12 protein-coding genes are annotated in these 14,627 nt (G+C 73.6%); 5 read left to right on the top strand and 7 right to left on the bottom strand.

Annotation, left to right across the window (positions count from 1 at the left end; genetic code table 11):
• Window positions 1–47: 47 nt before the first annotated feature.
• From AC1050_RS07735 to AC1050_RS07705, 7 genes are all read right to left on the bottom strand, one after another.
• Entirely contained in the window at window positions 48–1,004 is a 957-nt protein-coding gene (locus tag AC1050_RS07735) for a ribosomal RNA small subunit methyltransferase A (protein WP_482386770.1), read from the bottom strand.
• A 10-nt stretch (window positions 1,005–1,014) separates the two neighbouring features.
• Window positions 1,015–2,301 (bottom strand): ubiquitin-like domain-containing protein, encoded by a 1,287-nt coding sequence (locus AC1050_RS07730; RefSeq protein ID WP_482386769.1) that lies wholly within the window; start codon window positions 2,299–2,301, stop codon window positions 1,015–1,017.
• Window positions 2,302–2,553: 252 nt separating this feature from the next.
• Window positions 2,554–3,774 (bottom strand): aggregation-promoting factor C-terminal-like domain-containing protein, encoded by a 1,221-nt coding sequence (locus AC1050_RS07725; protein WP_482386768.1) that lies wholly within the window; start codon window positions 3,772–3,774, stop codon window positions 2,554–2,556.
• Between the two features lie 285 nt (window positions 3,775–4,059).
• A complete protein-coding gene (locus AC1050_RS07720; RefSeq protein WP_482386767.1) occupies window positions 4,060–5,046 on the bottom strand; it encodes a TatD family hydrolase in 987 nt (328 codons plus the stop codon).
• A complete protein-coding gene (metG, locus tag AC1050_RS07715) occupies window positions 5,047–6,840 on the bottom strand; it encodes a methionine--tRNA ligase (protein WP_482386766.1) in 1,794 nt (597 codons plus the stop codon).
• Window positions 6,841–7,067: 227 nt separating this feature from the next.
• Window positions 7,068–7,472, bottom strand: coding sequence for a hypothetical protein (locus tag AC1050_RS07710; RefSeq protein ID WP_482386765.1), 405 nt, complete (start codon window positions 7,470–7,472; stop codon window positions 7,068–7,070).
• Between the two features lie 122 nt (window positions 7,473–7,594).
• The gene (locus AC1050_RS07705; RefSeq protein ID WP_482386764.1) at window positions 7,595–9,406 is read right to left on the bottom strand and encodes an ABC-F family ATP-binding cassette domain-containing protein; all 1,812 of its coding nucleotides are present in this window, start codon (window positions 9,404–9,406) and stop codon (window positions 7,595–7,597) included.
• Window positions 9,407–9,492: 86 nt separating this feature from the next.
• Here AC1050_RS07705 and AC1050_RS07700 point away from each other — a divergent pair, with 86 nt between their 5' ends.
• Genes AC1050_RS07700 through AC1050_RS07680 form a run of 5 tightly spaced genes read left to right on the top strand, consistent with a single transcriptional unit; the run spans window position 9,493 to window position 14,584 of the window.
• Window positions 9,493–10,530 carry a LacI family DNA-binding transcriptional regulator gene (locus tag AC1050_RS07700; protein WP_482386763.1) on the top strand — a complete coding sequence of 346 codons (1,038 nt, stop codon included), beginning with the start codon at window positions 9,493–9,495 and terminating at the stop codon, window positions 10,528–10,530.
• The gene (locus AC1050_RS07695; protein ID WP_482386762.1) at window positions 10,527–11,816 is read left to right on the top strand and encodes an extracellular solute-binding protein; all 1,290 of its coding nucleotides are present in this window, start codon (window positions 10,527–10,529) and stop codon (window positions 11,814–11,816) included. Before AC1050_RS07700 ends, AC1050_RS07695 begins: the two co-directional genes overlap by 4 nt.
• A 1-nt stretch (window position 11,817) precedes the next feature.
• Window positions 11,818–12,765, top strand: a complete 948-nt coding sequence (locus AC1050_RS07690) for a carbohydrate ABC transporter permease (protein ID WP_482386761.1) — start codon at window positions 11,818–11,820, stop codon at window positions 12,763–12,765.
• A 1-nt stretch (window position 12,766) separates the two neighbouring features.
• Window positions 12,767–13,603, top strand: coding sequence for a carbohydrate ABC transporter permease (locus AC1050_RS07685; protein ID WP_482386760.1), 837 nt, complete (start codon window positions 12,767–12,769; stop codon window positions 13,601–13,603).
• A 3-nt stretch (window positions 13,604–13,606) separates the two neighbouring features.
• Window positions 13,607–14,584 carry a glycoside hydrolase family 130 protein gene (locus AC1050_RS07680; RefSeq protein WP_482386759.1) on the top strand — a complete coding sequence of 326 codons (978 nt, stop codon included), beginning with the start codon at window positions 13,607–13,609 and terminating at the stop codon, window positions 14,582–14,584.
• Window positions 14,585–14,627 lie beyond the last annotated feature (43 nt).

Below are 14,627 nucleotides of genomic sequence, written 5' to 3'. Positions count from 1 at the left end.
GGCGCGAGGTCTGCGGACCGGCCGGGCGGCCGGTGCGCCGAGCCGGCTCAGGCCCCGGCGTGCAGCCGCTCGGCGACCCGGGCGAGCGCCGTCACGTCGAGCGCCTCGCCCCGGGCCTGCGGGTCCACGCCGGCCTCCTGGATCGCGCGGACGGCGTGCTCGGCGCCGCCGGCCATCGACGCCAGGGCCGACCGGAGCATCTTGCGCCGCTGCGCGAACGCCCCGTCGATCACGGCGAACACCTGCTCCCGCGTCGCGGTCGTGGCGGGCGGCTCGCGCCGGTCCATCCGGACCAGGGCGGAGTCGACGTTCGGCGCGGGCCAGAACACGGACCGGCCGACGGTGGCGGTGCGGCGCGCGGACGCGTACCAGGCGACCTTGGCGGACGGCACGCCGTAGGTCCGGCTCCCCGGGGGCGCGGCCAGCCGGTCGGCGACCTCGGCCTGCACCATGACCAGCACGCGCTCCAGGGTCGGGAACCGCTCGAGGAACGTCAGCAGCACCGGGACCGACACGTTGTACGGCAGGTTGGCGACCAGCGCGGTCGGGGCGCGGCCCGGCAGCGCCGTCACGTCGAGCGCGTCACCGCGGACGACGGTCAGCGACGGGTGCGCGGGCGGGCCGGGGTCGGGCTCGCCGGCCGGGCCGGGCACGACGTCCGGCAGGTCGACGGAGTCCACCACCACGCCCGGGACGTGCCGGCGGACGGTCTCGGGCAGCAGCGTGCCGAGCACCGGGTCGATCTCGACGGCGACGACGTCCGCGCCGGCCTCCAGCAGGCCCAGCGTCAGCGAGCCGAGCCCCGGCCCGACCTCGACGACGCGCTCGCCCGCGACGACGTCGGCCTGGCGCACGATCTTGCGCACCGTGCCGCCGTCGAGCACGAAGTTCTGCCCGAGGGTCTTGGTCGGCCGGACCCCGGCGCGCTCGGCGAGCGCGCGGATCTCGGCCGGACCGAGCAACGGCCCCGCCGCTGGTGCGACGGGGCCGGTGCTCGAGGACATGCGGGCGAGCCTAGCTGAACAGGCGCGGCCCGCAGTGCGGCCACTGGCCGGCGCCGGAGCGGTTGTAGAGCATCTGCGCGCGCGCCGTCTGCTCCTCGGCCGAGGCCTGCGAGGGCAGACCCGCGCCGCCGACGGCGCCCCAGGTCGCCACCGAGAACTGGTAGAGGCCGTGGTACTTGCCGCTCGCGGAGACGGCGTCCACGCGGCCGCCGGACTCGCAGGCGGCCAGGGCGCCCCAGTTGAGGCCCGCGGCGTCGCCGCCGCCGACCGCGGGGGTGCCGCCGCCGGCCGGCGCGCTGGGCGCGGCGGTGACGACCGGCTTCTTCTTGGTGCCGACGTTGGTGACCTGGTCGACCGGCGCCTGGGTCACCGCGTCGGAGACGGGCTCGCGGGCGGTCTCGGCCCCGTCGACCGTGGTGACGCGCTCGACGACCGTGCGCACGCCGGGCACGCCGGCGGTGGTCACCTTGGAGGTGCCGACGTAGATCGAGGCGTCCTCCTGCTCGACGGCGTTGAACGGCACCTCGCTGGTGGTGGTGACGTCCTGCACGACGACGCGGTTCACGACGACGGTGACGCGGTCCCCGGCGTGCTGGACGCTGACGCGGTCCAGCGCGGTGAGCTCGATCTTCAACGCGTCCAGCGCCTCGGCGACGGTGGTGCTGCCGTCCGGGACGGTGAGCGTCTGGCCGTCCACCTGCACGGCGGCGGGGCCGTCGAGGGTGAGGTCCAGGGACAGGTCCGGGCGGCCGCCGGCGGCGGAGCGGGAGGCGACCAGGCGCACGTCGTCGCCGCGGGTGGCCAGCATCTCGAGGGCCTCGTCGGCGGTGAGCGCGGTCGTCCAGACCGTCTGCTCGGCGCCGTCGGCCTGGATGGTCACCTGGTGCGCGTGCCGCACGACGACGTCGACGCCGTCCTGCAGGGCGCCGGACGGGCTGACGGTGTCCCGCTCGCCCAGGTCCAGCTGCTGCTCGTCGAGGAGACCCTCGACGCTGCCGGCGAAGGTGGAGACGGTGGTCTCGACGCCGTCGACGTCCAGCGTGACGGTCTTGTGGGCGTCCGCGACGGCGACGCCGCCGGTGGCGAGCACCACGACCGCGGTCGCGGCGCCGATCAGGCGCACGCGTCCCCGGCGCGACCGGCGCTCGTCGGCGGGCTGGGTGCCGTCCGCGGACCCGGGGTCCGTGGTGTTGCGGACGACGCGGGTGCGCAGGGCGGCGGGCGTGGCGGCGAGACGCGCGAGGGCGCGACGGGAGAAGGAGGTCAAGGTGTTCCAGACGACGGCGGTCCCGGGCACGAGGTTCGGGGTGCGTCACGCGAGGCGGCGCCCGGCGGTGCCCGGGGCCGGTGGCCCCGCGGCGGCGGCAGCACCTGGAGGGAGGTGCCGCACCCGTCGGTCCCGGATCCTCGATCCGGCGGTGGTCCTACGATCCGCGCGCGTTCGCACGGGGTGGCTGCCCGTGGTCCGGGATCACCGGTCTGTCACGAGCGACACGCGACCGTAACCTATTCGTGACCCTCTGCCAAGTGCTCGCGGCGGACCCGCAGGTCAGTACCAGCCCTTGGCCTGGGAGGCGGACCATGCGCCGCACGGGTCGCCGTACCGGCCGCCGATGTAGTTCAGGCCCCAGGTGATCTGGGTCGCGGGGTTGGTGCGCCAGTCCGCGCCGACGCTGGCCATCTTGGACCCGGGCAGCGACTGCGGGATGCCGTAGGCGCCGGACGACGTGTTCTCGGCGTCGACGCGCCAGCCGCTCTCCTTGTTCCACAGCTGCAGCAGGCAGGCGAACTGGTCGTCGCCCCAGCCGCGCGCGGCGGCGAGCTGCTTGCCGATCTCCTGCGCGCTGCCCGGCGACACGGAGATGTTCACGCCGGCGGCGACCTCCATGGTGCCGACCTTGACCACCTGGGTCACCGGCGGCACGGTGACGGCGGACGCGACCACCTGGCGGTCGACGACCGCGCCGCCCACGGTCGCGGTGCTGTAGGTGGTGGTCCGCACGCCGGCGCGGCCGGCGGTCTCGACCTCGCGGGTGCCCTTCGCGAGCGTGGGGTCCTCGACCTCCTGCTCCTCGAACGGCACCGCCTCGGTGACGGTCTCGCCGGCGGTCGCGGCGCGGGTCACCAGGACGACCAGCCCGTCCGTCGCGGTCGCGTCGAGCGGCACCGACACGCGGTCGCCCTCGTTCAGCACCAGGCCGATCTCGCGCAGCGCGTCGCGGACGGTGCCCGCGCTGGTCACGCCGTCGATCACCTGGCCGTCGACGGCCAGGTGCAGGGTCTTCTGCGTGGAGACGCGCAGGACGTCCTCGCGGGTCAGCGACGCCGAGCGGGACGCGGACAGCATCGTCTGGTCGTCGCGCAGGCCGAGCCCCTCGACCGCCTCGCCGACCGTGAGCGCGGTCGTCCACACGGTGCGCTCCTCGCCGTCGACCTCGACCGCGAGCTCGCGGCCGTGCCGGACGACGATCTGCGCACCGTCGCCGACCGTCTCGCCGAGCCCGGGGGCCACGAGGTCCTGGTCGCCGACCGTGATGTCGCCGGCCGCGAGCACCTGGCCCACCGTGCGGCCGAACGCCGTGACCTCGACCGTGTCGCCGTCGACCTCGACGGTCACCGTCTTGTGCAGGCCGGCGAACGCGGTCGTCGCGCCGGCGACCAGCACGAGCGCGAGGCCCTGCGCACCCAGGCGGAGCCGACGGGTTCGTCGGCGGGACCGGTCCCGCTCCGGGTGACGGGCGGGGTCACCGGTCGACGGCACAGCGGTCACGGAGGGCTCGGGCGCAGGCACGCGGGGGGCTCCAGCAGGTCGGTTCGGCGCGGGGAGGGGGACGCACGCCGGGACAACCTCACGACCGTAACCGATTCGTGACCCGGACGGGAACCCGGGACGGGCGGAACCACCCGCTCGGGCGGCGCCCCGCACGCGGCCGGCGCGGCTCGGCGAGGTCGTCACCACGACCTCAGGGTCTGCCCGGGGAGGGGTACCAGGAGGAGGGGGCAACCTGGCGCACCGGGACTGCAGGGCGCCGCAGGCCCGCACGGGAACGGCGGGCTACCAGTCGCCGTAGACGCGGGTGGTCGTCGCGGCCAGCGTCCGGCAGACGTCCGCCAGGTCCGCGCCCTGCTCCTGCGCGATCCGGCGGACCGTGTGCGGCAGCAGGTACGGCGCGTTCGGCCGGCCGCGCAGCGGGTGCGCGGTCAGGTACGGCGCGTCGGTCTCCACCAGCACCAGGTCCGGCGGCAGCACCCGCAGCGCGGCGCGCAGGTCGTCGTTGGCGCCGTAGGTGACCGGTCCGGCGAAGGAGGCGAACCAGCCCTCGCGCGCGCAGACCTCGGCCAGCGCCGCGCCGCCGGAGAAGCAGTGGAACACCGTGCGCTCCGGGGCGCCGTCGCGGAGCAGCACGTCGACCACGTCGTCGTGCGCGTCGCGGTCGTGGATCTGCAGCGCGAGGCCGAGCTCCTTGGCCAGCGCGACGTGCGCCCGGAACGCCGCGCGCTGCACCTCCCGGCCGCGCGGGCCCGCCCGGAAGAAGTCGAGCCCGGTCTCGCCGATCGCCCGCACCCGGTCGTTGGCGCGCGCGACCTCGGCGACCCGCTGGATCGCGTCGTCCAGGGACACGTCGTGCTGCGGCCGGGGGTCCGGCTCGAGGCCGTCGGGCGCGACCTCGTGCACGCCGGCGTGCAGCACCGCCTCGTTCGGGTGGATCGCGACGGCACCGAGCAGCGCGCGGCGGCCGGCGCGCAGCGGCACCGGGGCGGACGCGTCCGGGTCCCCGGCGTCGACCCGCAGCACCGCGTCCGTCCACGCCACGGCCTCCAGGTCGCAGCCGACCTGCACCATCCGCGGCACGCCGGCGGCGGCCGCCCGGTCCAGGTGGTCGTCGAGCGTGACCGGCGCGGGCTCGCCGTCGGCGTCCGCACCGGCGGGCGCCACGACGCCCAGCACCGACTCCAGGTGGGTGTGGTTGTCGGCCACCGGGACCGGCAGCGGCTCGGGCGACGGCGCCCAGCCTGTCGGCCGGTTGCGCGAGCGCCCCACTCAGTCCTGCCGCATGCGCTCGAGCTCGGCCTCGACCATGTCGTCGTCGAGCTTGGTGAACACCGGCTCCGGCTTGGCGACGGGCGTGCCCGGCACCAGCGCGCGGGGCTGCCACGCCGGCAGCGTCACGCCGCGGCGGTAGTCGCCCGTGATGACCGGGTACTGCCGCGACGGGTCGTCCAGGTCGGTGACCTCGTCGATCCGCGGCAGCGGGGAGAACTGGCCCGTGCCGCCGAGCGCCTCGTGCACCTTCTGCGCCGAGTGCGGCAGGAACGGCGACAGCATCGTGTTGCAGTCGCTCACGGCCTGCGCCGCGGTGTGCAGCACGGTGCCCAGGCGCTCGGGGTCGGTCTTGAGCTTCCACGGCTCGGTCTCGGAGATGTAGCGGTTGGCCTCCTGGACCACCCGCATCGCCTCGCCGATCGCGGCGCGGTGCCGGTGCGTGCCGATCAGCTCGCCCACCCGGCCGAACGCCGTGGTGGTCGTCGCCAGCAGCGCCTCGTCCACGCCGAGCCGCGGGCCGGGCGCCGGGATCGCGCCGACGTTCTTGTGGATCATGCTCGCGGTCCGGTTGACCAGGTTGCCCCAGCCCGCGACCAGCTCGTCGTTGGTGCGGCGCTTGAAGTCGGCCCAGGTGAAGTCGGCGTCCTGCGCCTCGGGCCCGGCGGTCGAGATGTAGTAGCGCAGCGCGTCCGGCTGGTACCGGCTGAGCATGTCGCGGACGTAGATGACCACCCCGCGCGAGGACGAGAACTGCTTGCCCTCCATCGTGAGGAACTCGGACGACACGACCTCGGTCGGCAGGTTCAGCCTCCCGAACGCGCCCGGCTCGCCGCCCTTCGACCCGCCGCCGGCGTAGCCGAGCAGCTCGGCCGGCCAGATCTGCGAGTGGAAGGTGATGTTGTCCTTGCCCATGAAGTAGTAGGACAGCGACTCGGGGTCGGTCCAGAACTGCCGCCACGCCTCGGGGTCGCCCGAGCGGCGCGCCCACTCGATCGACGCGGACAGGTAGCCGATCACCGCGTCGAACCACACGTAGAGCCGCTTGTGGGAGTCCTCCTCCCAGCCCGGCAGCGGGATCGGGATGCCCCAGTCGATGTCGCGGGACATCGCGCGCGGGCGGACGTCGTCCAGCAGGTTCAGCGAGAACTTCAGGACGTTGGGCCGCCACTCCGTGCGGGTCCGCAGCCAGTCGCCCAGCGCGTCGACGAACGCCGGCAGGTCCAGGAAGAAGTGGTTCGACTCGACGAACTTCGGCGTCTCGCCGTTGATCCGGCTGCGCGGGTTCTTCAGCTCGATCGCGTCCAGCTGGTTGCCGCAGTTGTCGCACTGGTCGCCGCGCGCGCCGTCGTAGCCGCAGATCGGGCACGTGCCCTCGATGTAGCGGTCGGGCAGCGTGCGGCCCGTCGACGGGCTGATCGCGTTCATGGTCGTCTTCTCGACCATGTACCCGTTCTTGTGCACCGTGCGGAACATCTCCTGCACCACGGCGTAGTGGTTGCGGGTGGTGGTGCGGGTGAACAGGTCGTAGCTCAGGCCCAGCTGCGTGAGGTCCTCGACGATGACGCGGTTGTACCGGTCGGCGAGCTCCTGGGGCGTGACGCCCTCCTGCTCGGCCTGCACGAGGATCGGCGTCCCGTGCTCGTCGGTGCCGGAGACCATGAGGACGTCGTGGCCCGCCATCCGCATGTAGCGGCTGAACACGTCGGAGGGGACGCCGAAGCCGGCGACGTGGCCGATGTGACGCGGGCCGTTGGCGTACGGCCAGGCGACTGCGCTGAGGATGCGGGACATGCGTCGATCCTAGTGAGGCGCGCGGGGTGGCCGGGACGGGTCCGCGAGCGCCACCGGTCAGCGGACGGCGCCCGCCGGCGAGGCCGAGACCTCAGCGTCCGCGGGGCGGGAGGGGGCGCTGCGCGAGATCACGGATCCACTGCGGGGTCTCGAGCCCCAGCTGCTCGTCCGCGGAGACCCGGAGCCGGGCCACCTCACGCCGCACCTCCGGCCGCCGGTAGATCGCCTCACGGCGACGCACCTGGTCCTCGATCTCCTGGTCGAACCGGTCCACCGGACACCTCTCCTCCGTCATCGGCCCTCGGTGCCCCTCTCCCATCGTGCGGCGGCAGGTCCGGGGTGTTCAACCCCAGTTCGCTCGCCGCCCTGAGCAGCCCGCGCTCGTCGTCGGTCGCGAGGTCGGAGCGGACCAGGTGGTCCAGGACCGCGTACCCGCGCCGGACGGCCTCCTCGTCGCCGGACAGCGTCAGGCCCAGCGCCCACTCGGCCCGCCGCCACCACTGCTCCCGCCGGTCGGCCCGGTCGCGCTGCCGGATCGTGGCGATGCCGACGGCCAGCGCGACCAGCGCCGCCGCTCCCGTGGCCACGGGCCCCAGCAGCGACAACGTGCCGAGCCAGCCGGTCTCCGTCATAGGGGGACGCTAGGGTCGCCGGCTCGGTACCTGCCCGACGCCGGGAACCGACCTGGGGACGACGCTCGGGCCCGCGGCCTGTGGACGGATCGGTGCCCGCTCGCCGCCGCCCGGGCGCCGCCTCAGCCCTCCACGGCCTCCGCCAGCGCCATCCACCGCTCCTCGACCTCGCCGATCTCGGCCTCCAGCGCGGCCTTGTCCGTGCCGAGCGAGGCGAGACCGCCGTAGTCGGCAGGGTCGTGCTCGGTCATCTTCTTGTCGAGCGCCTCGATCTGCCCCGTCAGCTTGGAGATCCGCCGCTCCAGAGCACCGAGCTCCTTCTTGGCCACCCGCAGGTCCGCGCCGTCCAGCCCGCCGCCGGAGGTCTCGCCGCCGACGGCCCCGGACGCCTCGGTCGGCGCGCCGGTCGACGACGCCCCGGCACCGGCGCGGGCCCGCTCGAGCAGCCGCAGGTACTCGTCGACGCCGCCCGGCACGTGCCGGAGGTGCCCGTCGAGCACGGCGTACTGCTGGTCGGTGACCCGCTCCAGCAGGTACCGGTCGTGGCTGACGACCAGCAGCGTGCCGGGCCAGGTGTCGAGCAGGTCCTCCATGGCGGCGAGCATGTCGGTGTCGAGGTCGTTGGACGGCTCGTCCAGCACCAGCACGTTGGGCTCGTCCAGCAGGATCAGCAGCAGCTGCAGGCGCCGGCGCTGCCCGCCGGACAGGTCCTTGACGGGGGTCTGCAGCTGCACGGCGGTGAAGCCGAGGCGCTCGAGCAGCTGGCCGGGCGTCATCTCCTTGCCGCCCGCGACGTACGACGTGCGGTACCGGGCGATCACGTCGTTCACCCGGGTGTCGGCGATGTCCGCGAGCTCGGCGAGCTCCTGCGTGAGGGTGGCGACCTTGATGGTCTTGCCGCGCTTGACCCGGCCGGAGGTCGCGGTGACCTTGCCCGTGACCAGGCCGAGCAGCGTGGACTTGCCGGCGCCGTTCACGCCGAGCACTCCGGTCCGCTCGCCGGGCGCGATCCGCCAGGTGACGTCGCGCAGCACCTGGTGGTCCCCGTAGGACACGGAGACGTCCTCGATGTCGACGACGTCCTTGCCGAGCCGGGACGTGGCCATCCGGGACAGCTCGACCGCGTTGCGGACGGGGGGCTCGTCGGCGATCAGCTCGTTGGCGGCCTCGATGCGGAACTTCGGCTTGGAGGTGCGGGCCGGGGCGCCGCGGCGCAGCCAGGCGAGCTCCTTGCGCATGAGGTTCTGCCGCTTGGCCTCGCTGGCGGCGGCCATCCGGTCGCGCTCGACGCGCTGCAGCACGTAGGCGGCGTACCCGCCCTCGAACGGCTCGACGATGCCGTCGTGCACCTCCCAGGTCGCGGTGCAGACCTCGTCGAGGAACCACCGGTCGTGGGTGACGACCAGCAGCCCGCCGGCCGAGGCCGACCAGCGGCGGTTGAGGTGCCGCGCGAGCCAGGTCACGGCCTCGACGTCGAGGTGGTTGGTGGGCTCGTCCAGCATGAGCACGTCGTCGTCGCCGGCCAGCAGCGCGGCCAGGGCGACCCGGCGGCGCTGGCCGCCCGACAGGTCGCCGACCAGCTTGTCCCACGGCAGGTCGCCGACCAGGCCGGACACCACGTCGCGGACCTTCGGGTCGCCGGCCCACTCGTGCTCCGCCCGGTCGCCCACCACGGCGGCACCGACGGTGAGCGCGGGGTCCAGGGTGTCGGTCTGGTCGAGCACGCCGATCCGCACCCCGCCCCGGACGGTGACGCGTCCGGCGTCGGGGGACAGGCGCCCGGACAGCAGCGCGAGCAGGGAGGACTTGCCGTCGCCGTTGCGGCCGACGATGCCCACCCGGTCGCCCTCGTTGAGGCCTACGGTCACCGCGTCGAAGACGTTCTTGGTGGGGAAGGACAGGTGCAGCGCTTCGCCGCCGAGCAGGTGGGCCATCGGGCCAGCCTACGGTCGTCAAACCGGTTGCCCGGATCGTCAAACCGCTTTTACCGTCGAGCCACGTCCATCACGAGGGAGTGGTGATGACCCGCCCGACGATCTCCGACGTGGCCCGCGCCGCCGGCGTCACGAAGGCCACCGTGTCGCACGCGTACAGCGGCAACCGCCCGATCAGCGCCGCGACGCGGGCCCGGGTGTTCACGGCCGCGAAGGAGCTGCACTGGGTGCCGAGCTCGAGCGCCCGGGCGCTCGCGATCCGCCGCGCGAACGCGATCGGCGTCGTGCTGCGCCGGGACCCGGCGATCCTGGCGTCGGACTCGTTCTTCCCGGCGTTCATCGCGGGCGTCGAGCAGGCGCTGGCCGAGCGCGAGGTCGCCCTGGTGCTGCAGGTGGTCGGCACCCGGGCGGCGGAGGAGCGGGCGTACCGCGCGATGGTGGCGGGCCGCGCCGACGGCGTGATCGTGCTGGACCTGCACCGCGAGGACTGGCGGGTGCCGTTCCTGCGCCAGCTCGGGCTGCCGGCGGTGCTGCTCGGCGCCTACGACGGCCCGAGCGAGCTGTCCTGCGTCCGCACGGACGACGACGCCCCGGTGCGCGAGCTGGTGGCGCACCTGCGCGCCCGGGGCCACACGCGCATCGCGCACGTCGCGGGCCCGATCGACTACGTGCACTCGTACGCGCGGGCCCGGGCCTACGTGCAGGCCGTCGGGTCGCGGGAGCTGCTGCGCGAGGGCGACTTCACCGCCGGCAGCGGGCGCGCGGTGACGGCGGAGCTGCTGGCCCTGCCGCGCCGGCCGACCGCGATCCTGTACGCGAACGACACGATGGCGATCGCCGGCGCCTCGTACGCGCAGAGCCGCGGGCTGGCCGTCCCGGCCGACCTCGCGGTGGCCGGCTTCGACGACGACCACCTGTCGGCGCACCTCAGCCCGCCGCTCACCAGCGTCTCCACGGACCCGGGCCGCCGCGGCCGGGTCGCCACCACGCGGCTCCTGGCGGACCTCGCCGGCGAGCCGCCCACCTCCGTGACGGTCGACTGCACCGTCCTGCAGCTGCGCGCGAGCACCGACGCCCCCGCGCCGAGCGATCCCCGTCCCGAGCTCGAGGAGGAGTTCCGATGAGGCACACCCGAAAGTCCGCCGGCATCACCCTGGTCGCCGCCGTCGCGCTCGCCGCCGCCGCGTGCTCGGGCGGCTCGGACGACGCCGGGGGCGGCAGCGACGGCGCCGCGGCCACCGGCCCGATCACCATCTGGCTGTCGAACAACGAGCAGGAGGTCGCCTGGGGCCAGGAGGTGGTGGACGCCTGGAACGCCGAGCACCCCGACGAGCAGGTCACGGCGCAGGAGATCCCCGCCGGCGCGTCGTCGGAGGAGGCCATCACCGCGGCGATCACCGCCGGGACGGCGCCCTGCCTCGTCTACAACATCTCCAGCGCGGCGGTGCCGGGCTGGGTCCGGCAGGGCGGCCTGGTCGACCTGGCGACGATGGACGGCGGCACCGAGTACCTGACCGAGCGCGGCGGCGACGGCGTGGCCGTGTACGAGACCGACGGCGGGTACTACCAGCTGCCGTGGAAGTCGAACCCGGTCATGGTCATGTACAACAAGGCGCTGTTCGCCCAGGCCGGCCTCGACCCGGAGGACCCGGGCCTGGCGACCTACGACGACTTCCTCGCCGGCGCGCAGCAGATCGTCGACTCCGGCGCCGCGCCCAGCGCGATCTGGCCGTCGCCGACCAACGACTTCTACCAGCCGTGGTTCGACTTCTATCCGACGTACCTGGCCGAGACCGACGGCACCCTGCTGGTCGAGGACGGGAAGTCCACGTTCGACAGCGAGGCCGGGCACGCGGTCGCCGAGTTCTGGGCGTCGGTCTACGCCGCCGGGCTCGCGCCGCAGGAGGAGTCCACCGACGACGCGATGGTCACCGGGCAGACGGCGATGCAGATGGCCGGCCCGTGGGCGATCGCGTCCTACAAGGACAGCGTGGACGTCGGCTTCATGCCGGTGCCGACCTCGGACGGGCGCGAGGACGTGACGACGTTCGCGGACTCCAAGAACGTCTCGATGTTCACGTCCTGCGAGAACCAGGGCACCGCGTGGGAGTTCCTGCAGTTCTCCACGAGCGAGGCCAGCGACGGCGCCCTGCTCGAGGCGACCGGCCAGATGCCGCTGCGCCAGGACCTCGCGGCGACCTACCCCGACTACTTCGCGGCGAACCCGGAGTACGAGGTGTTCGCGGACCAGGCGGCCCGCACCGGCGACGTGCCGAGCATCCCGAACTCGATCGAGGCGTGGCAGACGTTCCGTGAGGCGTACTCGTCCGCGGTGATCTTCCGCAGCACGTCGGTCGACGACTTCCTCAGCACCGCCGCGTCGGAGATCGACGCCCTGGTGCAGGGCTGACGTGACCGCCCTGACGACGGGCGCGGGAGCGGGTGTCGGCCGGGCACCCGCCCCGCCGCCCGGGGGACGGGGTCGCCGCCGGTGGTGGGGCGGCCAGCCGATCGGGTCGCTGCTCGCGGCGCCCTACGTGGTGTTCGTGCTCGTGGTGTTCGCCTACCCGCTCGGGTTCGCGGGGTACATGTCGGTGCACGACTACTTCTTCACGGCGCCCGGCGTGGAGGTGCCGAAGCCGTTCGTGGGCCTCGAGAACTTCCAGGCGGTGCTGACCGACCCGCAGGTGCTGCGGTCGTTCCGGAACACCGCGGTGTTCCTGGTGATCAACGTGCCGCTGACGGTCGTGCTCGCGCTGGTGCTGGCGTCGGCGCTGAACGCGGGCGTGCGGTGGGCCGCGGCCTACCGGGTGGCGTACTACGTGCCGTACCTGACAGCGAGCGTGTCGCTGGTCGGCGTGTGGATGCTGCTGTTCTCGTCCACCGGCCTGGTCAACCAGGTGCTGGGGCCGCTCGCGCCCGACCCGTCGTGGCTGGTGAACAAGGCGCTGGCGATGCCGACCATCGCGCTGTACGTGACCTGGAAGCAGCTGGGGTTCTACGTGCTGCTCTACCTGGCCGCGCTGCAGAACGTGCCGCGCGAGCTGCACGAGTCCGCCGAGACCGACGGGGCCAACGGGTTCCAGCGGTTCCTCAACGTGACGGTGCCCGGCGTGCGGTCGGCGACGACGCTCGTGCTGATCCTCGCGATCATCACCGGCACCAACCTGTTCACCGAGCCGTACCTGCTGACCGGCGGCGGTGGCCCCGACGGGGCGTCCGTCACGCCGGTGCTGCTCATCTACCAGCGCGGCATCCAGCAGCAGAACCCCGACGTCGCGGCCGCCATCGGCATGCTGCTGGTGGTCGTCGTCGGGCTGCTGTCCCTGGTCGCCCAACGACTGAACCGGGAGCGGTGACATGCGACGACGTCGTACGGGGGCGGTCGCGCGCCAGGTGCTGCTCGCGGTGGCAGCGCTGGTGTTCGCGTTCCCCTTCTACTTCATGGTGGTCGGGGCGTTCCAGGAGAACCCGACCAACACCCCGGACAGGCTGGTGCCGACCTCGGGCTGGACCACGCAGAACTTCGCGCAGATCGACGCGCGGATCGACCTGGCCGGGTCGCTGGTCAACTCGCTGATCATGACCGCCGGGGTGCTGCTCGGGACGATCGTGCTCGGGACGCTCGCCGGCTACGCCGTGGCCCGGCTGCAGTTCCCCGGGCGGCGGCTCACCTGGGTGCTGATGCTGCTGGTGCAGATGGTGCCGTTCCAGCTGCTGATGATCCCGCTGTACGTGCAGATCACCCGCGGCTTCGGGCTCGGCGACACCTACCTGGGCATGATCCTGCCGTTCGCGATCAACACCACGGCCGTGTTCATCTTCGCCCAGTTCTTCCGTGCGCTGCCGCGGGAGATGTTCGAGGCCGCCCGGATCGACGGCGCGGGGGAGCTGCGGATCCTGCGCTCGGTCGCCCTGCCGCTGGTCCGGCCGGCGCTGGCGACCGTGGTGCTGGTGACCTTCATCGGGCCGTGGAACGAGTTCCTCTGGCCGTTCCTCATCACCAAGGACGCGACGCTCCAGCCGCTCGCGGTGTCGCTGGCCAACTACATCTCCAACGTCGCGCAGACCGCGGCCAACCCCAACGGCGCGATCCTCGCGGGCGCCTGCGCGCTGGCGTTCCCCGTCGTCGTCCTGTTCTGCCTGTTCCAGCGGTACTTCCGCGCCACCGACCTCGGCTCCGCCGTGAAGGGCTGACCCATGACCATGTTCACCGGGGCGGCGTTCCCGCTCGGCCCGTTCGTGCCGTACGAGGGCAACCCCGTCCTGCGGCCCCGCGGCGGCTCGTGGGAGTCTGCCAACCTCTACAACCCGGCGGCGCTGGTCGACGGGGACGAGGTGGTGCTGCTCTACCGGGCGCACGCCGAGGACATCGTGTCCCACATCGGCCTGGCCCGGAGCCGGGACGGCTACCACTTCGAGCGCGAGGACGAGCCGATCCTGTCCCCGCGGGAGGACTACGAGCGGTACGGCTGCGAGGACCCGCGGATCGCGCTGATCGACGGCACGTACTACCTCACGTACACCGGCTGGGACCGGAAGGCCGCCCGGCTGTGCCTGGCGACGTCGACCGACCTGCGCACGTGGACCCGGCACGGGCCGCTGTTCCCCGGGTTCGACACGTTCGCCACCGTGGACCCCCGCGGCCACGACTGGTCCAAGGCGGGCGTGATCGTCCCGGTGCGGATGCAGGGCCGGTGGTGGATGTACTTCGGCGAGGGCGGCATCTACTGGGCCACCAGCGACGACCTGGTCCACTGGACGCCCGGCACCCCGGACACCGAGCCGATGTACGCGCCGACCCCCGGTTCGTTCGACGCCGACCTGGTGGAGATCGGCACCTCGCCGGTGCTGACGGACAACGGGCTGCTGGTGATGCTGACCAACGGCGCGACCCGCACCGTGCACGACGACGGCTCCGTCGACGTCGACTACCGGTGCGGGCAGATCGCGATCGACCCCGACGAGCCGACCCGGGTGCTCGCCCGGCTGCAGGAGCCGTGGCTGCGCCCGCAGACCTTCGAGGACCGGCACGGGCTGGTGTCGAACGTGACGTTCGTCGAGGGGCTCGTGCACTTCGACGGCAAGTGGTTCGCGTACTACGGGCAGTCGGACACCACACTCGCCGTGGCGGTGCACGACCCGGCCCGTCCGTGGGGGGCGTCGCTGCGCGCCTGACCCGCACCGGTCCTGCACCTCCCGGCACCACCTGTACCCGGAG

Source organism: Cellulomonas sp. NEAU-ZC6, assembly GCF_056844425.1.
This window is presented reverse-complemented; position numbering and strand designations above follow the sequence as displayed.